The sequence below is a fragment of the Shewanella glacialipiscicola genome (genome assembly GCF_023283485.1).
Taxonomy (GTDB): domain Bacteria; phylum Pseudomonadota; class Gammaproteobacteria; order Enterobacterales; family Shewanellaceae; genus Shewanella; species Shewanella glacialipiscicola.
This window is the reverse complement of record NZ_JAKILU010000018.1, coordinates 1-21,910: the sequence shown is the minus strand read 5'-3', so window position 1 is coordinate 21,910 and position 21,910 is coordinate 1. Positions and strand designations below refer to the sequence as shown.

At 43.3% G+C, this 21,910-nt stretch carries 15 protein-coding genes; 8 read left to right on the top strand and 7 right to left on the bottom strand.

The window, feature by feature from the left end; genetic code table 11:
- Positions 1-21: 21 nt before the first annotated feature.
- From L2717_RS13365 to L2717_RS13350, 4 genes are all read left to right on the top strand, one after another.
- Positions 22-1,281: an efflux RND transporter periplasmic adaptor subunit gene (locus L2717_RS13365; RefSeq protein ID WP_220773589.1), complete on the top strand. Its 1,260-nt coding sequence runs from the start codon at positions 22-24 to the stop codon at positions 1,279-1,281.
- Positions 1,281-4,352, top strand: a complete 3,072-nt coding sequence (locus tag L2717_RS13360; protein WP_220773588.1) for an efflux RND transporter permease subunit — start codon at positions 1,281-1,283, stop codon at positions 4,350-4,352. Before L2717_RS13365 ends, L2717_RS13360 begins: the two co-directional genes overlap by 1 nt.
- Positions 4,353-4,684: 332 nt before the next feature.
- A complete protein-coding gene (locus L2717_RS13355; RefSeq protein WP_220773587.1) occupies positions 4,685-5,686 on the top strand; it encodes an NAD(P)H-quinone oxidoreductase in 1,002 nt (333 codons plus the stop codon).
- A 327-nt stretch (positions 5,687-6,013) separates the two neighbouring features.
- Positions 6,014-6,418, top strand: coding sequence for a hypothetical protein (locus L2717_RS13350; protein ID WP_220773586.1), 405 nt, complete (start codon positions 6,014-6,016; stop codon positions 6,416-6,418).
- A gap of 237 nt (positions 6,419-6,655) precedes the next feature.
- Here L2717_RS13350 and galK read toward each other — a convergent pair whose 3' ends face one another.
- The 4 genes from galK to cutA form a co-directional block, all read right to left on the bottom strand.
- Positions 6,656-7,801 (bottom strand): galactokinase, encoded by a 1,146-nt coding sequence (galK, locus tag L2717_RS13345; RefSeq protein WP_220773585.1) that lies wholly within the window; start codon positions 7,799-7,801, stop codon positions 6,656-6,658.
- A gap of 282 nt (positions 7,802-8,083) precedes the next feature.
- On the bottom strand, positions 8,084-9,748 hold the full coding sequence (locus tag L2717_RS13340) for a cation:proton antiporter domain-containing protein (protein WP_220773584.1): 1,665 nt from the start codon (positions 9,746-9,748) through the stop codon (positions 8,084-8,086).
- 208 nt (positions 9,749-9,956) lie between these two features.
- On the bottom strand, positions 9,957-11,786 hold the full coding sequence (locus tag L2717_RS13335) for a protein-disulfide reductase DsbD (RefSeq protein ID WP_220773583.1): 1,830 nt from the start codon (positions 11,784-11,786) through the stop codon (positions 9,957-9,959).
- Entirely contained in the window at positions 11,783-12,106 is a 324-nt protein-coding gene (gene cutA, locus L2717_RS13330) for a divalent-cation tolerance protein CutA (RefSeq protein ID WP_220773594.1), read from the bottom strand. Before cutA ends, L2717_RS13335 begins: the two co-directional genes overlap by 4 nt.
- 225 nt (positions 12,107-12,331) lie before the next feature.
- Here cutA and L2717_RS13325 point away from each other — a divergent pair, with 225 nt between their 5' ends.
- Entirely contained in the window at positions 12,332-12,919 is a 588-nt protein-coding gene (locus L2717_RS13325; protein ID WP_220773582.1) for an FxsA family protein, read from the top strand.
- Positions 12,920-13,130: 211 nt separating this feature from the next.
- The gene (locus L2717_RS13320; RefSeq protein WP_220773581.1) at positions 13,131-14,108 is read left to right on the top strand and encodes a LysR family transcriptional regulator; all 978 of its coding nucleotides are present in this window, start codon (positions 13,131-13,133) and stop codon (positions 14,106-14,108) included.
- 19 nt (positions 14,109-14,127) lie between these two features.
- Here L2717_RS13320 and L2717_RS13315 read toward each other — a convergent pair whose 3' ends face one another.
- A complete protein-coding gene (locus tag L2717_RS13315; RefSeq protein ID WP_220773580.1) occupies positions 14,128-15,483 on the bottom strand; it encodes an MATE family efflux transporter in 1,356 nt (451 codons plus the stop codon).
- Positions 15,484-15,708: 225 nt separating this feature from the next.
- Here L2717_RS13315 and L2717_RS13310 point away from each other — a divergent pair, with 225 nt between their 5' ends.
- Complete coding sequence (locus L2717_RS13310) at positions 15,709-15,999, top strand: co-chaperone GroES (RefSeq protein WP_006086113.1); 291 nt, start codon at positions 15,709-15,711, stop codon at positions 15,997-15,999.
- Between the two features lie 57 nt (positions 16,000-16,056).
- Entirely contained in the window at positions 16,057-17,694 is a 1,638-nt protein-coding gene (groL, locus tag L2717_RS13305) for a chaperonin GroEL (RefSeq protein ID WP_248938071.1), read from the top strand.
- 712 nt (positions 17,695-18,406) lie between these two features.
- Here the strand turns inward: groL and L2717_RS13300 are convergent.
- Positions 18,407-19,591: a hypothetical protein gene (locus L2717_RS13300; RefSeq protein WP_248938070.1), complete on the bottom strand. Its 1,185-nt coding sequence runs from the start codon at positions 19,589-19,591 to the stop codon at positions 18,407-18,409.
- A gap of 570 nt (positions 19,592-20,161) precedes the next feature.
- Positions 20,162-20,968, bottom strand: a complete 807-nt coding sequence (locus tag L2717_RS13295; RefSeq protein ID WP_248938069.1) for an NYN domain-containing protein — start codon at positions 20,966-20,968, stop codon at positions 20,162-20,164.
- Positions 20,969-21,910 lie beyond the last annotated feature (942 nt).

Below are 21,910 nucleotides of genomic sequence, written 5' to 3'. Positions count from 1 at the left end.
AAACGATAGGTTTCATTAACTATGCTTACACAACTAGCGACTACACAAGTGCGTACTGCTTGCGATATTTCATTAACACACCACTCCCATCAGGATTTAAAACCCACCTTATTCGCTCCTGTAACCTTTTTTATAACCAGTCTGCTAGCTTTAAGCTCCTTAACGGCGGTGGCGGCTGACAAGGTTGATATTATCCCGGTTACCGTAGAGGCGGTAAAAGAGACCGCCTTTGACGATACCGTGAAAGAAGTCGGTAAAATCAATGCCATCGATTCAGCTGTACTGAATTTTAGTGCCAGCGAAAAAATTAGCGCGATTCACTTTAACCATGGCGATAAGGTTAAAAAAGGGCAAATCATTGCCGAGCTGGATAACGTTAAAGCTAAGGCGGATTTAGATAAGGCCAAGAGCACGTTAGCCTTAGCTAAAACTAAGCTTGAACGTATTGAAGATTTGTTGATTAAAGAGCCGTTCGCACTTGCCAAACAAGATGTGGATGAGCTGAGGGAAAATGTTAATCTGGCCGATGCCGATTTCAGGCAGAAGCAAGCGGTGATGAACGATTACCTGATTAAGGCTCCCTTCGATGGCCAGTTAACCAGCTTTAGTCAGTCGATTGGCAGCCAAATTGGCGCAGCTACTGCATTAGTCACCTTGTATAGCCTACATCCCGTCGAAGTCCGTTATGCCATTAGCCAGCATGATTTTGGTAAGGCAAAAAAAGGCCAAGAGGTTGATGTCACCGTGGAGGCCTACGGCGATAAAATTTTTACAGGAGTGGTGAATTATGTGGCGCCCGCCGTTGACATTAATTCAGGTCGAGTGGATATTCACGCTACCCTCGAAAACCCCGAATTTAAACTCGCCCCCGGTATGTTCGCCAATATCAAACAGTACTATAGCCGCGGTATCAAACGTTTATTAGTGCCGCAAAACTCGATTATTGCTAATAATGCCGAGCGCTTTGTTTGGTTAGTGCGCGGCGATAGCGCGGTCAAGCAAGTGGTTAAACTCGCGCAAAATACTAACGATGGTTATGCAGTGGTTATCGAAGGTTTAGCCGTAGGCGATTTGGTCGTGAAAACGGGTATGCAAAATCTTAAGTCCGATAGCCAGATAAAAGTCGTGCAGGATAAAAAGCTTAAAGATAGCCAGCTCGTGCCAAATATTGAATCAGCAGCTGAATCAACAGCAGAGCCAACAGCTGACTCAAATGCTGGCTCACACACTAAATCAACTGCCGCGGCAAACGCGAACTCAGTGAGTGAGGAGGCTGAATAATGCGTTTACCCGAAGTCTGTATCCGCCACCCTATCTTTGCCTCAGTTCTCAGCATCATGGCGGTATTACTGGGATTAATCGCCTTTCAAAAACTCGATATTCAATATTTTCCTGAGCACACCACTCACTCGGCCTCTGTTAATGCCTCAATTGCAGGGGCGAGCGCCGATTTTATGTCGAGCAATGTGGCCGATAAGCTCATTGCGGCGGCTTCGGGTATTGATAAGGTCGATACTATGTCGACCGACTGTAGCGAAGGGCGCTGCTCGTTAACGATTAAATTCAATGACGATACCAGTGATATCGACTACACCAACTTAATGAATAAGCTGCGCAGTAGTGTTGAAGGGATCAACGATTTCCCCCAGAGCATGATAGATAAACCTACCGTTACCGACGATACCTCGGCAACAGATGCTGCGAGTAATATCATCACCTTTGTCAATGCAGGCGGTATGGAAAAGCAGGTTATGTATGACTACATTAGCCAACAGTTAGTACCGCAACTTAAGCAAGTTCAAGGTGTTGGTGCTGTGTGGGGGCCGTATGGTGGTTCACAAAAGGCGGTGAGAGTTTGGCTTAACCCTGAGCAAATGAAGGCGTTAAACATTAAGGCCGCCGATGTAGTAGGCACCTTAGGTTCTTATAATGCCAGTTTTACCTCGGGGGCAATTAAGGGGAAGTCGCGGGATTTCTCAATTAACCCGTTAAATCAAGTTGAAACACTGGATGATGTGAAAGATCTGGTGATCAAAGTCAGCGAGGGCAAGATCATCCGCGTGGCTGATGTTGCCGATGTGGTAATGGGTGAAGAAAGTCTGTCGCCGAGTATGCTATCTATCGGTGGGCACAGTGCGATGTCACTGCAGATTTTGCCTTTGAGCAATGCAAACCCAGTGACAGTCGCGGTGAACATTAAGGCTGAAATTGCGCGCATGCAACAGCATTTACTCCAGGGATTAGAAATGACCTTGGCCTATAATCAGGCTGACTTTATTGAGGCTTCTATCGATGAAGGATTTTCTGCACTGATTGAGGCGGTGATTTTAGTCTCTTTGGTCGTAGTGTTATTTTTGGGCAGCCTACGCGCTGCATCAATCCCGATTATTACTATTCCCGTATGTGTGATTGGGGTGTTTGCCGTGATGTCGGCCCTAGGTTTTAGCATCAATGTGTTGACCATTCTGGCGATTATCTTGGCCATTGGCTTAGTGGTGGACGATGCCATTGTGGTGGTTGAAAATTGTTATCGGCATATTGAAAACGGTGAAACACCCTTTAACGCCGCGATTAAAGGGTGTCAGGAGATTATCTTCCCTATTATTGCCATGACGCTAACCTTAGTGGCGGTGTATTTACCGATTGGATTGATGTCAGGGTTAACCGCTGATTTGTTTAGGCAATTCTCCTTTACCTTAGCCGCTGCGGTAATAATCTCTGGCATGGTAGCGCTAACATTATCACCGATGATGAGTGCGTATCTTATCAATACCACAGCACAGCAGCCGCAATGGTTTAACCGAGTCGAGAATGCGCTACAGCAATTAAATTATTTATATATTAAAGAGCTGGAGAAGTGGTTTGTCCGTAAACGCTTAATGTTCGGTGCCGCTGTGGTTCTCGTCGGTCTTGCCGGTATCGCTTACTGGCAATTACCTAAAATACTGTTGCCTGCGGAAGATTCAGGCTTTATCGATGTGGCATCTAATGGCCCTACAGGCGTGGGACGTCAGTATCATCTTAATCACAATGCTGAGCTTAATGGCGTGATGGATGGTCATCCCGCCGTTGGCGCTAACTTGTCCTATATCGAGGGCGAACCTGTGAACCATGTGCTGCTTAAGCCTTGGGGTGAACGCAGTGAAGGTATTGATGATGTTATTAATGACTTGATGACTAAATCAAAGGCAAGCGTTTCTGCCTATAACATGTCCTTTAGCATTCGCTCGGCCAATAACCTCAGCATTGCCAATAACTTACGTTTAGAGCTGACGACCTTAGATCGTAACAAAGATGAGCTCAACGCCACTGCCGCCAAAGTCCAAAAACTACTGGAGGATTATTCTGGAGTGACTAACGTGGATAACTCTGTGCTGCGTGATCAGCTGCGCTACGATTTGTCTATCGATCGCAACGCGATTATTCTTTCAGGCGTGAGTTATGGCGACGTGACTAATGCGCTTTCGACCTTCCTTGGCTCGGTAAAAGCGGCGGATTTACATGCCACCGATGGCTTTACCTATCCAATACAAGTACAAGTTAACTTAGACAAGCTAAGTGATTTCAGTGTGTTGAATAAGCTTTATGTCACCTCCGAATCAGGACAAGCCTTACCTTTATCGCAATTCGTGTCGATTAAGCAAACAACGGCAGAATCTAACATTAAGACCTTTATGGGTCTTGATAGCGCTGAGCTGACGGCAGATATTATGCCCGGTTATTCTACCGACGAAATTAAAACCTACTTAGACGAGCAATTGCCATTGTTACTCAATGATGCCCAAGGTTTTAAATACAATGGAGTGGTGAAGGACTTAATGGATTCACAAGCGGGCACTCAGTCGTTATTTTTGTTAGCACTGGTGTTTATCTATCTGATTTTGGCCGCGCAGTTTGAAAGCTTTGTTGATCCCTTAATCATCTTACTGACGGTACCCTTGTGTATTGTTGGTGCATTGCTGACCTTAACCCTGTTCGGCCAGAGCATGAATATTTACTCACAAATTGGTCTACTCACCTTAGTGGGACTGGTGACAAAACACGGCATTTTGCTGGTGGAGTTTGCAAATAAGCAACAGGCTCAAGGTTTGAATGCGATTGAAGCGGCGCTCAGCAGTGCTAAATCTCGTTTAAGACCAATTTTAATGACTTCGCTGACGATGATTTTAAGTGCGATACCTTTAGCACTGGCTTCAGGGCCTGGCTCCTTAGGTTTAGCCAATATCGGTTTAGTGTTGGTTGGTGGATTACTGACAGGCACTTTTTTCTCGCTATTTGTGGTGCCAGTGGCCTATGTCGCAATGGCTGAGCTTAAAGAAAAAGATGTACTCGCTAAATTACGTCTAACTTAAATTACGCCTAGCACTAAATAGTGCGCGGCTAAACCTAAAGGCTTTAGGCCTAACTCTGGTTTAGCCGCACAAAAAGAGATTTAAAGCGTACTGTTGGCGGATTAAAACTGACATTACGCTATTGATGCTATTCATTTAGTTTGCCGTATTGATTGCCACGCCAATAGGTATGAAAATTTATCAATAATAGGAATAATGGTGGCTATTTGGTTTGAAATCACGCTAGCTTAAGCATATCAAGATTCACATCTATCATATCGATAATTAGACTCATACGGTTAATCCATCACAATCTGTTATTAAGCAAAAGTGCCATCCTCAAAGGAGCTTTTATGTCAGCTTTACCCCGCGATTACACCCATATTTATGTTGAGCAACCCGGTAGCCCTGAGGTGATGCAGCTATCGCGCTCGCCTTTGCCTGTGCCTGTCGCAGGGCAAGTCTTGATCCGCGTACATGCTGCTGGGGTGAATGGGCCCGATATAAAACAAAGAGTGGGCGCTTATCCACCTCCACCAGGGGCATCACCTATTATTGGACTTGAAGTTGCAGGGGATATTTGTGCTCTTGGAGAAGGAGTAAATCAATGGCAAATCAACGATAAAGTATGTGCCCTAGTGCCGGGCGGCGGTTATGGCGAGTATGTGCTCACCTATGCCGCCCACTGTTTACCTATTCCAACGGGCTTTAGCTATGTGCAAGCGGCTGCATTACCCGAAACCTTTTTCACCGTATGGGGTAACCTATTTATACGTGCGGGACTAAAAGCCGGTGAAACTGTGCTGATCCACGGCGGCTCAGGCGGTATCGGTAGTACGGCAATTCAGCTCGCCAGTGCATTAGGCGCTAAGGTCATCGCTACCACAGGACATGATGAAAAGCGTGATTACTGTTTAAGTCTGGGCGCTGAGGAAGTCATCAACTATCGTACTCAGAACTTTGTCGAACCTGTGATGGCGCTCACCCAAGATAAAGGCGTTAACGTGGTATTTGATATCGCCGGTGGCGATTTTATTAATCTCGATTTACAAGCCTTAGCGATGGACGGGCGTATGGTATCGGTGGCAATGCAGCGTGGCCCTAAGGCTGAGGTAGATATTTTCAGATTAATGGCAAAACGGATCATGTGGACAGGCTCAACGCTAAGGCCACAAAGTGTAGAGGCTAAAGCTACCATCGCCGCCGAATTATTTGAAAAAGTATGGCCATTATTAAATGCCCATAAAATAGTGCCACATATTTTTGCGACCTTTCCACTGGGGGAGGCGGCTAAAGCACATGCTTTGATGGAGTCAGGCCAGCACCGTGGAAAGATCGTTTTAACCTTAGTGTGATAATAAAATAAACATGACCGTCGATGATGACTTGTAGATTATTGTGCGCTTTGATGATTTTATGACAAGAATAAAACTTGCCGTGACGTTTTTTTCGGCTAAAGTCGATAAGGACAAGTCTTTTTCAGCACTTTGATTGAAATTAATACCAAATAAGTGAAAATTTCATGGTTTGAGGCATTGATTCTCGGCAATTTTCTGTAAAAATACCCACTTGAAAACGTCAGATATTTTTCGGCGCTATTAGTGGTTCAAAGCAAGTGATGTTTAGCTTATTCAACCTAAAAAACTCATAGTGTATGTGTTGATTTAAGGGTATTGGCATATATGTATAACACAGCAAAGAAACAGATTTGGTATGGTGAGCTGAGAACATCGAAAGGCAACGTGATTGTCGTCCATGATAACCAGTTGCCAGAAGCCTCTCCCGGCCGTATCTACTTATACAACACTGATCGTAATGCGATTATTGAGTATGTAGAAGATATCGTTAAAGGGAATCTCTATGACTTGGATGATGCGGCGTTAAAAGCGGCTGAGACTAAGTTTAGTGGTGCATGGAAGGCGGCGAGAGCCGAATTCATGAGTAAGCATCAAGCCCGTATTGACCTCAACAACGTCAAGGAAACTGCGCCTGTACGTAAGGCAAAACCTGAAGTTGAACCAGAAATTGAATCCGATGCCGTTGGCGTTGATTTTGATGATGATTGGAGCGACAGTTTTGATGATTAACACTGAGTCAGCGGCCTAAAAACTCAGTGAGTGTAAGGAGTAAAATAGTGCTTATTTTATTCCTTACCATTCTATTTACTCACCGCTATATTGCTTACCGTTAAAGCCCGCACTGACTACCTTTATCCGCTTATCATGATGCGTCAACGTCGAATTGATAATGGGCGTAATGGTTTATTCATCTTTTCATCACTTGCCACTAGAGCCATTATTAAATGGTTCTTGTTATACAATAACTTAATTATCTATTCGTCCCGCGCCTGCACTGGCAGAACATAAATAGACAGTGGCATCTATACCGGTTTTATCTAAAAATTCGCCTTCAACCGCCGCAACAACCGCATCGGTCAGTTCATGGTCGACTAAGGCAACCACGCAACCATCGGTCATACGTATGCCGCCACGTTCGCCGATAACTTGGCTGACAATCTCAACTAAGATATCAAATTCGGGGAGTGTGATGTCAAAATCATCACGCAGTGAAGCATGGGACTCTGCCATTAAGTGGCTTAATTTTTTAATGTTATTTTGTTCTAACGCGCGCGCTGCACTCTGAGTGCGTTGGTTCTCAGTGATGACATGCCTGGCACGGCGATATAGCACTTCATCTAGGTCAGCTTTTGCTCTTTCTAATCGGCGCAAGTCGAGATGGCGTAGCGCATTTAGACCAAAGTATTCGGCAGCTTGTGCGCATTCGTCGCGGCGCTGTTGATTGGCGGCGGCTAAACGCTGTTTCTCAATATGGGCGTCAATAATGATAAGACTTAAGTTTTCAGGAATGGGTATGGCTTCGCTATCAAGATCTAAGCAATCGATTAGCAGTGCATGGTCTTGTTCGCCCATGGCGCTGCACATTTGATCCATAATACCGCAGGCAGATTCGACGTATCTGTGCTCGCCTCGCTGTGCAAGCTGCGCCACCGCCATTGGGGATAAATGTAGTTGACTGGTATCACTGATGGCAGTGCCAAAGGCAACAACTAGAGCGCCGGATGAAGATAAACCCGCCGCTAGTGGTACATCGCCCACAATAGCTAAATCTAACCCCTTGGCTAATAAGCCCGTTTGCGCCATTGCCGCAGTCAAACCCTTAAGATAATTGACCCAACCGTCCTGCGGATCCATGTCATTTTCGTGGCTGAAGTTCCATTCTTTAATTTGCCCGGGAAATGCATCGGCAACGGCACGAAACTTAGTGTCGTCACGGCGTTTAACAGCAATAACCGTATGAAAATTAATGGCGGCGGGGAGTACAAAACCGTCGTTGTAATCAGTGTATTCACCGATCAGATTGACACGTCCAGGGGCTTGGTATAAATCATCGGGTTTAGTACCAAAGGTTTGGACAAATAACTTAGTGGCGCGCTGCGCAGGATTTGACATGCTGTAAAAAATTCCAAAAAGCTGAGCTAATTTCGTTCTTGTCTTCGATTTATATCATGACTGAGTCGGCTATGTAACTGCGATTTTGTGATGAAAAAACGATAGGTAATAATGAGAAAGCCAATACTGACAGTGAAAATGAGCACAATAGGATGACGACTTTTTGTAACATGTTGACTTGTAATAGTTTATGTTATTTTTGTAGCTGCCGCACAATGTTGCAGAAGATATAACTGCAACGTTATGCGGCTGATTTTAATTCAGTTAAATATTAGCGAGTGCTTAACTGTGGGGCCCGGTATTAATTTTAGGATCAGTGACTTGTACAATATCTTCTGCTAGCGGTAGTTGCGGCGCATTTTTCTCAGAGTTCTTTAGTAGCTCAGTAATGACATGATCAACAAAACCGGCACCTGCGGCTTCGTATAAGTTATAAACACTGTGCACACCTAATTCTCTGAGCGCAGTGGCGTCATCACTGTATTGCACTATCGCACTGATTTTGCCTTGATAATCGAGTTTTTTCAGTTGTTCGACCGCAAACATATTTCCCGTATGGTGGGGCATAGCTAACAGGACTAATTCAAGATTCGGTGCATTATCCAGTTTTTCCCAAAAATCGGTATCCGCCGCATCACCGCGTACAACATTACGGCCTAGGGAACGATGTAAATCAACTAAATCTTGCTTATGCTCAATACCGAGGATTTCGCCGTCAAATTGTGCTCTGAGTTCATCATAGGCACCGCTACCAATACGGCCCATACCTAAGATTAAGAAACGTGGATTACCAATAGCGATTGGCCTGTCTTCTGGGTGTAGCGGACGTTTTTCAAGTTTAATTAAGCGTCGCTGGAACCGTTGATAAATATCACCGACAGTGGCATTGAGCGGCGCCGCGAGTAAAAAGCTAAAACTTAATGCTACGGCAATAATCACCAGCCACTCAGGCGGGAGCCAGCCTTTATGGGTCGCAACCGCTGCAACAATTAAACCGAATTCACTGAAGTTACCTAAGTTAAACGAGCCTAACATAGAGGTACGTGAGCGTAGTTTAAAGCGGGTAAGAAGATAGACAAACATTAAAATCTTAAGCGGTATCAATAACACTAACAGCGCCGCGAGGACGACATCTGATATTGTCGGTAATCCATTAAGACCGATAGTTAAAAAGAAGGCTACAAGGAATAGCTCTTTAAAGTAGAACAGCGATTTTGCTAGTTCTGAGGACTTTTTATGGCCTGCAAGTAAAATACCGATGATCAGTGCGCCAAGATCAGGTTTTAAGCCAACAGATTCAAATAACCAAGCACCTACCACGAGTGCCATTACTAGGCCAAATAGCACTAAAAGTTCACCGTGGCCAACACGGTCGAAGATTTTATAGATAAGCGGTCTAGCAAATGGAAGCAACAACAGTGCAAAGGCCCATACCGAAGGGACATCGCCCTTAGAAATGGTTAAAAACAGCACTGCGAAGATATCCTGCATAATCAAGATACCAATGGCGACGCGGCCGTAGAGTGATTGCACGTCGCCCTTATCTTCTAGTACTTTGACCGCAAACACTGTGCTGGAAAAACTTAGTGCAAAGGCAATTAATGTCAGTTGCTCTAAGTTAAGGCTGGTGAGTTGGCTTAACCCGACCAGACCTAATAATTTAAGAAACGGAATAAAAATCAACATTGAGAGCACTAAATGTATGCTCGACCCCGCCCATACTTCAGCTTTAAATAGGCTGCGGATATCAAGTTTTAAGCCGATGGCAAATAAGAGGAGTGTGACACCAAGATTGGCGAGCTCTTGCAATAATGGCAGGCTTTCTTTATCGATCCCGAGTACAAATAGCACAAAACCCGCCACTAAGTAGCCGATGAGTGGTGGGAGTCCTATACGGCTGACCAGCATGCCGCAGATAAGTGTGATGATGAGGATGGCAGGTTCCATTACGCTCTAATCCAAAAAGTCTAAAATTCTCAGTGATTGTATAAGAAATCTATGACACTTGAACAAAAAAGCGGACTTTTAATGAAAAAAGTCCGCTTTTTATTGGTGTTGCAGTAAATCCCCTGTTGCTTAAAACAAGTGCGAGCTAAATTGCTCAAGGGTTTTATATCTCAGCGACCACATTTAAACGACGACACCTTAGTCGTGGCTATTTCACCAGATGATCTAAATGGGCTGCAAAATCTTTGGGGCCCATAAAGCCGGTGACACGTAAATCTTCCCTTTGCTCGCCTTGTTCGTTAAATATCAATAAAGTTGGCAGGCCAAGTACATGGTATTTTTCGAGTAAAGCCACATCCACCTTGTCACTCTTAGTCACATCCGCTTGTAGTAGCACGATTTTGTTCATGCGGGCTAATACAGCGGCATCCTTAAAGGTAATGGCTTCAAATTCTTTACAGGCCACACACCAATCAGCGTAGAGATCCAGCATCACGGGCTTACCTTGGGCGCTAGCGGCGGCGATTTCATACTCAAGATCTTCAATCGACTTAATACGTTTAAAGCCATGGACTTCTTCGGTGGTTGCCGTTGTGCCTACAGGATTGTGATTAAAGCCAAAGTGACCCATCACGGCTTGGAATCCATAGGAGAAACTCGCCAGTAGCATCAGAGTTAACAACACAGCACGGACCGTTTGTTTCCAATTAAAGGGGCTGAGTTTGTTTTGATGCATTAAGTAGCCGGTGAAGCTCACGCCCCACAGTGACCAGAGCACATCAGATATTACGCCCGTCCAAATACGGCCGAGCATTACGATAGACACAGCAATCAGCAAGAAGCCGAAGACAGTTTTGATTATGTCCATCCAAGCGCCGGCTCTAGGTAATAGTTTACCGCCTGAAGTCCCGATAATAAGTAGTGGTAGACCCATGCCCATACTCAGCACATATAAGGCTAAGAAACCTTGGAGTAGGTCGCCGGTTTGGGCGACATAAACCAGTGCGCCAGACAGTGGCGCGGTTGTACAAGGTGAAGCAACAAGACCAGAAATCACGCCCATAAAGAATACGCCAACTAAGTTGCCGCCTTTTTGGTTGTTTGATACAGAGTTCATCTTCTGCTGCCAGCTTGATGGCAGCTTTAAATCGTACAGGCCAAACATTGATAAGCTGAGTACAAAAAACAGAATGGCGAGTACCACTAACACCGCTGGGTGTTGCAATGCCGCTTGGTATTTAAGTCCCGCCGATGCCACCACTAACCCTAAAATAGAGTAAGTGATCGCCATACCTTGTACGTAAGCCATCGATAGCGTGAAGGCTTTCGCGGTGGAGAGTTTTTTCCCTTGGCCGACAATAATGCCTGACAAAATCGGGTACATGGGGAACACACAAGGCGTTAATGCCAGGCCGACCCCTAAACCAAAGAAGATGACTAAAGTCCAAATCAAGCTGTCGTTTGATAGCATTTGGCTTAGGGTATCTTGCTGAGTAATCGGCTGCGTATTAGATTTATCAGTAACACTTGGCTCTGCTATTGCGGCAGATTCTGTTGTTTTGGCACCTGCAATTAAACCATCATTGGCCGCGACTGCTTTTAAAACGACTTCACGTTTTGTTGGGGGATAACACAATTTACCTTCGGCACAGCCCATAAAAGTGACTGTGAGCGTGGCTTTCTCATCGGCTTGTTTTAGGCCTACGGGAATATCTACATAGGTGTAATAGACTTCTTGTTCGCCAAAATACTCATCATTATGGGGTTTACCCTTTGGCAGCGCTATTGTGCCTAATTCTGCGCCATTGACGCTAAATTTAAGTTTGTCACGGTACATATAGTAGCCGTCGGCAATCACCCAATTGAGCTTGACCTGATTACCTTCTTGCTTGAAATCGAAGGCAAAAGCTTGATCGACAGGCATCAATTCTGGTTCACTCTTCATGAAGTCGAATTTATTATCGAAAACTCCTTCACTGTGGGCTAAGGGCGTGAGGAACAATAAAGATGTAAAAATAAGGCTGAGTAGTTTTTTCATGGCTGCGTGTTGTCTTTTATCCAATCTAAGTAAGCTGGCAACCCGTGGGTCACAGGCACGGCAATAATTTCGGGTACTTGATAAGGGTGAAGCCTAAGCACAAGTTGCTCTAATTCTGTATATCGACTCTGTAAGCATTTAATCTGTAGGCTAAATTCTTGTTCGTCACAGGTTTTACCTTCCCAAATATACATGGAACGTATTGGGGCTGAGATATGCACACAAGCGGCAATACGTGATTCAATTAACGCCCGCGCCAAAGTATTCGCTTGTTCTTCATCGGGGCAGGTCGTGCTAACCACTAAATACTGATGCTGCATGTTGTTAGTTTTCATCTCTTAAGGCGCTTAAAATTCACTTAAGCTAACTCCGTTAAGCTACTTTACGTGTTTTAATGGTCTCATACATTAGCGCGTTCACAAAAGAGTGAGCTAAATAGCAGTTGTTTGTGTCCTTTAGAAGCGTCGTTGATTGCTTTAGCTTGAATTAAGACCGGATAGTCCCCATTTAGTTTACAGAAATAGTCAGAGAAAGCTGAGGTCGGTATGTTTTTTATTATTTTTTTACTGTTTGTGCTGATCCCGGTTATTGAGCTGTCGGTGCTTATTCGAGTGGGTGAAGTGCTAGGCACGTGGACGACCATAGGTTTAGTACTGTTTACTGCAGTGCTTGGTGTTTCTTTGGTCCGTAGTCAGGGCTTAAGCACGCTAATGCAAGTACAACAAAAACTCGCCCGTGGTGAAGCGCCGGGGCAAGAAATCGTCGAAGGCATGATGTTAGCTATGGCCGGTATCCTACTCGTGATCCCCGGTTTTGTGACCGACGCCATTGGCTTGTTATTCTTGACCCCACTCACCCGTAAGCCAATTGCGGCATTGTTATTTAAGCGTATGCAATTACGAGTTGTTGCAGGTTTACACGGTGGCTTTCAAGCGGGACAAAGTCCCTTCGGCCCTAAACCGCAGGACCCATTTGGCGGAGCACCATTTGATGATAGTGCTAAAAAAGACGGTAATGTGTTTGAGGGCGATTTTGAAGATAAGACCGAACATAACGTCGATGCTAGTGATATCAAACCGACTAGCCATCAAATCACGAATAAACCGATAGACACAGACCTTAACAATAAATGACCAACCAGCTCCTGTTATCGAGACTGGTCGGCCGCGCCGGGAAGCATTTGGGATAAAGCACTGAGTCGGTCTGTAGGGTAATGGTTAAATAACCCAGTCCGCATGGCCGACTCGAATAACAGGGCGTGAAGATAGCAGTAAAATTAGTTGCAATAAACGGAATGCTTTGGGAACATCAGTCTCACATAATGAGATTGAGTTTAAGGTAAAAATGAAGACAGAGGACTTGGCGTTATTTCACCGAATTGCTGAAACCGGTAGTTTGATTGAAGCGGCTGATTTACTTAACTTACCTAAATCGACTGTCAGTCGGCGTTTGCAGGCCTTGGAAGATGAGCTGAACATTAAATTGTTCCACCGTCAGAGTCGCTCTATGACGCTCACGTCGGCGGGCAGTCATTTCTACCAGCGTTCGCAGAATATTTTGGCTCAGCTCGACGAAACCCTATTCGAAATGACTAACGACGATGCTGAACTCAGTGGACATTTACGCATTCAAATGTTCCCTATCCACAGCATGAAAACCTTAATGCAAGCCATTTTTCGCTTTATGGATATGCATCCTAAACTTACGTTAGAAGTGATCCACAGTTCAGAATCGGTCGATATGGTCAAACACAATCTCGACGTCGCCTTTGTGGTTGAACCGGCTTTAGACACCTTAGATTTAGTGGTACGCACAATATTCACCACCGAACTGCGTTTTTATGCCAGCCCGCAATATCTAGCCGCACACGGTACGCCCACAACGCCTAAAGAAATTGAATCCCATAATGTGTCGTTATTTCGCTTATCAAATGGCAAAATTTTCAATGAATTATGGATAGGCTCAGAGCAAGAAGTGAAAGTGAAAGGCAACTTCTGCTCCAATAGTGTTGAAGTGGCAGTTGAGTTTGCGCTGCAAGGCCGCGGTATCGTTTATGCACCGGCTGAAGTGGTTGCTGAGTACCTTAAAAACGGTGAGCTCATCATGCTATTACCTGAGATAGATGCCTATCAAGGTGAGTGCTTTTTGGCTTATCCATCAAGGCGTTATGTAAGTTTGGCTAGCAGGCGCTTTATTGACTACATAATGCAAGAGTTAGCCCCTAATGGTGTACCGACCAATATGAGTACTGAGGTAGACAAGCGTTCATCTTGTCGCGCCTCTAAAAAAGCGTTTTCAGAGAATGTTCAGCTTTTTCCGTAGCATCCCCTGTTATGCCTTATTAAGCGTGGGTGGCGCTGACCTTTGTTGGCTCTGAAATCCGCAGTGCTAACCAATAACAGGCCGCCCCCATTAAAATATTCGTGATAGGTAACGCCAGTAATAAACCTTTTACATCGCCAATATACGATCCCAATGCCGCCAGTGGCAGCATCAACAGCACTAAGCGGCACAGATTAATTACTAATGAACTCATCGGTCTATGGTAGGCATTGAGCGAGGTTGCGACAATAATCACCATCCCTAATGGCCCATAGGCGCAGGGCAGCACCAAGATGTAAAAACTTAGCCACTCGATAACCTGCGGATCGGTACTGAATAAATGTGCAATAGGTTCGGCTAAAAAAATCAGTGGAATATAAAGTAAGGTTTGAAAAATAAAGATAAATTTTATCGACAACAACAGCGCTGCTTTCGCTCTGTGTGGTTGCCCTGCACCTAAGTTTTGCGCAATGAAGGGCATTAAGCTCGACGACAGTGCCATCACCACGATTAATAATACCGACTCTAAGCGAGTACCCGCACCAAAGGCCGCTACCGCGCTGTGATCGATATGTGCCAACATCGCCATAATAATGGCATTGGCTAACGGATTGATTAAGTTCATCAAGGCAGCAGGTTGTGCGATATGGGCTAAGGTGCTCCAGTTAGCGCGCATTCTATCGATATCAAAAGTAGTCCATTCGAGCATTTTACGCTTAACAATCAATAGATATCCCGATAAAGATAACGCCACTAACCAAGCTATAAGTGTCGCAATCGCAGCACCTTGAATTTCTAAACGTGGAAATGGCCCAATCCCAAAAATTAATAAAGGATCGAGGATCAGATTGATAATCGCCGCTAGCGTCATAATCATCGCCGGGGAGCGGGTATCGCCAGTGGCGCGTAATCCTTGGTTACCTACCATGAGCAATACCAGCAGCGGCGCACTGACATACCAAAAAATCATATAGTCGTGGATCAGCGGCAAGCTGTCATCGTTGGCGCCGAGCAGGCGAAACAATGGCTCGATAAAAATGCTACCAAGAGCCGCTAAACTGGCGATTAAGCTAAAGGTCAGCAGCAAAGCATCATGTAAGAATACCTTTGCCTTATGGGCGTTTCCCGAACCGATAAGCCGGCCTAAATTAGTCGACACCCCAGCGCCAATCCCAATGGCGATGCTGGATATCACTAAGGTCACTGGAAAAGTAAAACTGATGGCTGCTAAGGCTTCGGTGCCCAGTTGGCTAATAAAAAAAGTGTCAGCCAGGCTGAAACCTAAAATGGTCATAATGCCAATTAAGTTGGGGAGGCTCATGTTGAGCAGTACACGACCAATTGGCGCGGTGAGCAGCCCGTGTCTGTCTTTCATGGGAAAAATAGTGCCTTATTAGCGAGCGGAGGCGAGATTCTAGCAGGATTGTGCTCACTTGAAAAAACTGACATCAAAAAAGTGAAGTTTTTTTTATTAATGCCCTTGGATCTGGAGAGCATCAGCCCCATATCTCACACAAGAAAGAAGCAGGCTAAGGTGTCTGTTTTTTTAATCACAAATCGGCTCGTTTGTAGGGCATCAAATCATTAGGAGAGTTCATAGATGAATATTCGTCCATTACATGACCGCGTAATCGTTAAGCGTTTAGAAGTTGAATCAACCTCAGCGGGTGGCATAGTACTGACTGGTAGCGCCGCTGAAAAATCAACACGCGGTGAAATCCTCGCTGTGGGCAATGGCCGTATTTTAGAAAATGGCACAGTTAAACCACTGGATGTCAAAGTGGGCGACGTGGTGATCTTCAACGAAGGTTACGGCGTGAAGAAAGAAAAAATTGACGGTCAAGAAGTCTTGATCCTGTCAGAAGCTGACCTGATGGCAGTAGTGGGTTAATCCTCAGCATCAATTCGACATTCCAATTAATCATTAAAAATTTAAAGGATAATCAAGATGGCAGCTAAAGAAGTTGTATTTGGTAACGACGCACGCTTAAGAATGTTGGCTGGCGTAAATATTCTAGCAAACGCAGTTAAAGTGACTTTAGGCCCTAAAGGTCGTCACGTGGTATTAGATAAGAGCTTTGGCTCACCACTGATCACTAAAGACGGCGTATCTGTTGCCAAAGAAATCGAATTAGAAGATAAATTCGAAAACATGGGCGCGCAAATGGTGAAAGAAGTTGCTTCTAAAGCCAACGACGCTGCCGGTGATGGTACTACTACTGCAACAGTACTGGCCCAAGCCATTGTTGTTGAAGGCTTAAAAGCCGTTGCAGCCGGTATGAACCCAATGGATCTTAAGCGCGGTATCGACAAAGCGGTTATTGCAGCTGTTGCTGAATTAAAAGCTTTATCACAACCTTGTGCAGATTCAAAAGCGATTGCGCAAGTTGCCACTATCTCTGCAAACTCAGACGAATCTATCGGCGAAATCATCGCAACTGCGATGGAAAAAGTCGGTAAAGAAGGCGTAATCACCGTTGAAGAAGGCCAAGCGCTGGAAAACGAATTAGAAGTCGTAGAAGGTATGCAGTTTGATCGTGGCTACCTATCTCCTTACTTCATCAACAAGCCAGAAACTGGCAGCATTGAGTTAGACAGCCCATATGTACTGTTAGTAGACAAAAAAATCTCTAACATTCGCGAGCTGTTACCGATTCTTGAAGGTCTAGCAAAAACCGGTAAGCCATTGCTTATTATTGCTGAAGACGTTGAAGGTGAAGCATTAGCTACGTTAGTAGTTAACAACATGCGCGGTATCGTAAAAGTAGCCGCTGTTAAAGCTCCAGGCTTTGGCGATCGTCGTAAGGCAATGCTGCAAGACGTGGCTATCCTGACTGGCGGTACTGTTATTGCTGAAGAAATCGGCTTAGAGCTTGAAAAAGCGACCCTAGAAGATTTAGGTACGGCTAAGCGTGTTGTAATCACTAAAGATAACACCACCATCATCGATGGTAACGGCGAGCAAACACAAATTGCTGCTCGTGTAAGCCAAATCAAACAACAAATTGAAGAATCAACGTCAGACTACGACAAAGAAAAACTGCAAGAGCGTATGGCTAAATTAGCTGGCGGCGTAGCAGTCATCAAAGTTGGCGCAGCAACTGAAGTTGAAATGAAAGAGAAAAAAGCCCGCGTTGAAGATGCACTGCATGCAACTCGTGCAGCAGTAGAAGAAGGCGTAGTACCTGGCGGCGGTGTTGCTCTGGTTCGCGTAGCTTCTAAAATTGCTGAAGTTGAAGTATTGAACGAAGACCAAAAACACGGTGTGGTTATCGCACTGCGTGCAATGGAAGCGCCACTGCGCCAAATTGCGACTAACGCAGGTGAAGAAGCGTCAGTTGTTGCGAACACAGTGAAAAACGGTAGTGGTAACTTCGGTTACAACGCGGGTAACGACACCTACGGTGACATGTTAGAAATGGGTATTCTTGACCCAACTAAAGTGACCCGTTGTGCGTTGCAATTCGCTGCATCAATCGCAGGTCTGATGATCACAACTGAAGCAATGGTTGCTGAAATTCCACAAAATGCCGGCCAAGATATGGGCGGTATGGGTGGCATGGGTGGAATGGGCGGCATGATGTGATCCTAGCTGGTTAAAATCGTTTATAGCTGCGTTACTTTGTTACTCGTGTAGAAAAACACTACACGTCGCAACAAAAAGCCTTGCTCTAAAACGATTTTTCCTGCGCTAGATTGCGATAATTTATGCTGTTCTAAAGCTCTGCACTTTATTGAACAATGAAAACCCCGACTCGGGTAACTGAGTCGGGGTTTTGTTTTCTTGGTCTAACCACGTGAGTAAGTTTCAGGTGCACTTAGCTACACTTTTTGGGGTTTAAGCACTGAAATATTTCTAAAAGTGTAACATCGTATACTTTTGCTTTTGCTTTTGCTTTTGCTTTTGCTGTTGTTGCTGTTGCTGTTGCTGTTGTTGGTTAGATGGTTCCATCTTTCTACATTGTTAGTCATTGCGGCCTAACGGCCGAGGTGAATTAAAGTCGTGGGGTTTCAGCCCACACCCGACCAAGAGGGGATCAACAGCAATTCCCTCTTGGATCTCCCTTGCCGCCCCTAGCGAAGTTACATGCATTAGATACTGGCCTTGGGCTTATGGATAAATTGCTATCGCTTCCGAAGGCAACGTCCCTGTACCTACGAAAGCTAGCCGGACATCCATGTCCGGACTCACGCAATTTATTCCAACGCCCTTCAGCAACTTCGCAGGGTAGGGTGAACTTTTGTAATCTCGGTGTCGGCTGTTAAACCTAAAAGAGTTATCCTGTCCCATCTTTGCATTACTTTGAATTTAGCGCCTTCAAAGCCTCGATGATTAAATTATTATTATTTTTATTCAGTTCAGTATCATTTTTAGTAAAAACTTGTATGATTAACTTAATTTTTGTATCACGCTTAAATTCAAGTATATCTTGCTCACTCATGGCCTTACAATCAAGTGAGTTTGTAATTTGTTCTGCAAGAATTGCTGCTTTTAGCATTGTCATTTTTTCGGTGTTCAATGAAACAATATGTTTCACTAAGTAAATTAGTACACCAGATAACCCTCCAATTATTAAGATTGTAGCTGTGACAAGTGGAAGCCTACTTATAAGAATATCCAAAGTACTAATATTAGCTAGTAAAGGAATTAAAGAGACAAAATTCTCTCCATTTCTATAAATGTATTGAGCCATCCACGCCAAACCGGCGAATGTGAGTAGGGTTAATAGAATATAAGGTCTGAGTTGTTTTGATGTTTCATTTGAGTGTCCAACCATATCAAGGGTTGTGAGATTTTTCTCTTTATTGGCTTCTTTTAGTTCTTTGTTAATTAAAATCAAAGAGTCATTAGCCTTTAGCGACTCATCCATTACATTGATAAGTTTTTCTTTTTCACGTTTGTATTTCTCAGATTCTACATCGGTCTGTTGTTGAAGGTTGTGTAATTTATTCGTCAACTTTGATATGTCATTTTGTATTTTTTCATATGTTTTGCTTGATAATTCAAAATCATGACTCAATTGGCTAAGTGATTTTTGATTGTTTTCAAGACTATTTTCAGTATAGCTTTTCTTTTGTTCCAATAATTGTATGTCTTTCTCAATTAAACTAAACTTTTCGAACCCAAGATTTATTATTGAATTGATATCATTTAACTTTTCTACAATATTGTGATTTTCAATCAAAGAGTCATCAGTAGCTTTTTGTAAAGCTTTTTGTGTACGTTCAAGTTGATTATGATCTGTATGAAGTCTGTCAAAGCTAACAAGCTTTATAGAGTGGAAATTACATTTTCTTGGAAGAATAAAACCTAATACGACATCATGAACTTCATATTTTGTGATATCTTTATCATCAAATAGGTTTTTTTTGAATAATGTTCTCTTTGTTGTGATTTTTTTATCACTCCCAATGAAAGTGATAAGTCTAACTAAACTTGTTTTTTCATCGCTTGGAATGTCAGTGCAATTTAGTTCAGACACAATCATAGGGCTAGAGAATAAGATTACATTATCATCATTTAATGAATTTTCGTCATAGTTAGCGAAAAATAATGCTTCATTAATAAATTGGCTATTTTCTTTGTCATTAGCGTCAACTGTAAATTTTTGATAATAACGAAGGAATGAGTTTTTAGAATCTGATGTATATGTTGTATAAAAAGAATCTAAACTTACAATATACTCATTAAGTGATTTTATAGTGTTACTGATATTTATTTCATTAAAAGTTTCATTTAAGTCAAAACTTTTCCATTTTTCGCTATTATTTTTTTAATCATTTCATTAGCCATTGATTTATGTTTTTAGATTTTTAGTGGTTCTAACTTTATTGTCATTATTATTTTTTATACAGAAAATTAATCGAGGGTTTGCATATCTTTTGGTTTTTTGCATATTTAAACAGTGAATATAACGAGAAAGTCATTGTTAAATTTCTATTTTTCGTTATCAAAGTTGTCCGTTGATTTGCCTTTTTCGGGATGGTTTTGTTGTGATTTTGTAAGGTTGATTAATTTACACTTGTAATTTTTTGAAAGTTAATAGTAGGTTTTACTTCCTATTCTTCTTTGCTCTTTTTATATATCTTACCCATAGCACTGAGCCGTGGGTTTTACGCATTTCGAAGAGATCTATTGCGGCAAATAGGTCGCTGAGTTTTTTAAATCCATAGTTTCGCTGATCGAAAGAGCTGTGATTTGAGATATGTGAGCCTATTGGGCCGAGTTGCGCCCAGCCATCTTCCTCTTCTGTTGCTTCTATGGCTTGACGTAACATATTGAGCAGTTTGGAGTCACTTTTTAAATTACATTTCTGCGGTGTGGCGGTTTTAGGCTGAACTTGCTTGGTTTTACTAACTGATTCTGGTGCCGTTGATGGAAGCTGGGTTAATTCTGATATCACCTCTATTTCTTCAGAAGCTGCAACATGTTCTGCGTCAAGGTAGAGGAAGCGAGAGCAACTATTTACGAAAGCGGCTGGCGCTTTACGTTCTCCGAAACCAAAAACGGTTTTGCCGTCAGCTAAGGCTCGGGTTACCAAAGGGGTAAAGTCGCAATCCGAAGATATTAAACAAATAATGTCTATATCTTTAGTGTAAAGAATGTCCATAGCATCAATAACTAAAGCAATATCGCTGGCATTTTTACCTTTGGTTAAATCGAATTGTTGAATAGGCTGAATGGCATATTCATGCAGGATATCTTCCCATGGCTTTAGGTTCGGGCTTTTCCAGTTACCATAAGCCTTTCGAATACTGATTAATCCGTGTTTTGCAAGCTCAGCGAGTACCACATCAAACTTCTTGGCTGGCGCATTATCGGCATCAATAAACACCGCAATTTTTTCTTTATTCTGCATGTGGGTTCCAACGAATGTGGTTGTTTTACTCGTTCATAAGCAGGGAGGTCGGTTTTAGCTTTGAGTTAATGGCGGTGCTTTTATCCAAATCTGTAAGCACGCTACCGCCCATGGCACTTGCTACCAAACAGCATATAAATTATTAATTTTAATAAAAACAATAATAAAGCTATTAGCTTGTAGTTTCTGAAAACTTAGACTGAATCACAATTAGTTCAGAGGGGGAGCATCTTTAAGGAGAGGTATAGAAAGCTTTTCCTTGCCTTGTTCGCTTTTCTAGAGCGGATCTTCCCTGATTTATTTATATATCGCCATATTTTATTAGCGAGATTTTCGCTAACACCAAACTAGCGTTGATTGATTAAGTAATTGCTTAAGTGTTGTTTATCAATTAAAAATTTAAACTAGCGTACAGCATATGGTGAATCGCAACAATAGTGAGTTGTTGCCCAGTAAACCAAAGACGGAATATGCATCTTTTTATCAAATAGCACGCAACACCAAAGCGATAGACGTTAATTTAACGAGCCATCCATTGTTAAATTTGCAGAGTGTATGCTTATAAAAAGGCATACAGATAACTGGAGAGTTGGTTGAATTAAGCATTGGCATGTAAGTGACCGTTGACGGTATGGCCGCTCTTTCACATCCATGTGATCGCGGCATTTGCACTTCCGTATGCAGCAGATGCCGTCGTCGAGCCCTCATGGATACTTCTTGTGAAATAAAAGGGGTGGCGTGTCACTGGAATGGCAGTGCTTAAATCATCAGTTTGATTTACTTTGGCAGTTAAGCCGCAAACGAGTAGCAAAATAGTCTGCCAACCTTTGATAAGATCGAAAGCGAGGACTTATATGGTCACCTCGGGTTTAGCAAGGTCAATGTCCTACTTTGTTCAAACTACATTTACGTTAATCGATAATTCACCTTTCACAACGGGGT